General features: G+C 71.1%; 1 protein-coding gene. It reads left to right on the forward strand.

All coding sequences use genetic code 11. The annotated features are described in order from the left end of the window. Positions 1-758 (forward strand): hypothetical protein (locus tag G3I71_RS45065; protein ID WP_203733017.1); only part of this gene is annotated, 758 nt, incomplete at both ends.

Genomic DNA, 758 nt, shown 5'->3' on the forward strand with positions numbered 1-758 from the left:
CGGCTGGGAGGAGAACGCCGGCGCCGTCGACGCGATCCTGTCCATCCGCGCCGTCGCCGGCGGCCTCATGGACACCCTGCGCGGCATCGTCGCGGTCGTCCGCGACGGCGACTTCAACGGCGGCCTGTTCGCGTGGCTCGGCGTCCAGGAGGACTCGGCGTTCGTCGACCTCCTGTTCCGGGTCCGCGACGCGCTCGCGGGCATCGGGCCCGAGGTGTCGGGCGGGATCACGGCCATGTTCGCGGCGTTCAAGGAGGGCGGCGACGACATCACGTCGTCCGGCCTCGCGGGGTTCCTCGAGTCCATCGGCCTGGCCGCGCGGAACTTCATCGACCCCGTCGCCGGCGCGTTCAAGGACTACTACGCCTCGCTCGCCCCGCTGATCCCGCTGATCTTCGAGGCCGTCGGCGCGTTCAACCCGCTCGGGCTGATCTTCAAGGCGCTGGTGCCGATCCTCCCGCAGGTCGGGGCTCTGCTCGGCGAGCTCGTCGCGACGCTCGCCGGCGCTCTGGGCCCGGTCATCGCCACCCTCGTCCCGGTCCTCGCGCAGGTCGCGCAGATCATCATCGAGGGGTTGTCGACCGCGTTCGCGAGCCTCCTGCCCGTCATCACCCAGCTGCTGCCGGTCATCACCTCGCTCGTGGGGATCGTCGGCCAGACGCTCCTCACCGTCATCCAGGCTCTCGCTCCGCTGCTCGTGACGCTCGTCGGCGCGTTCCTGCAGATCCTCCCGGCCGTGATGTCGCTCGTGGAGCCGC

The organism is Streptomyces sp. SID12501 (assembly GCF_010550245.1).
GTDB lineage: Bacteria > Actinomycetota > Actinomycetes > Streptomycetales > Streptomycetaceae > Streptomyces.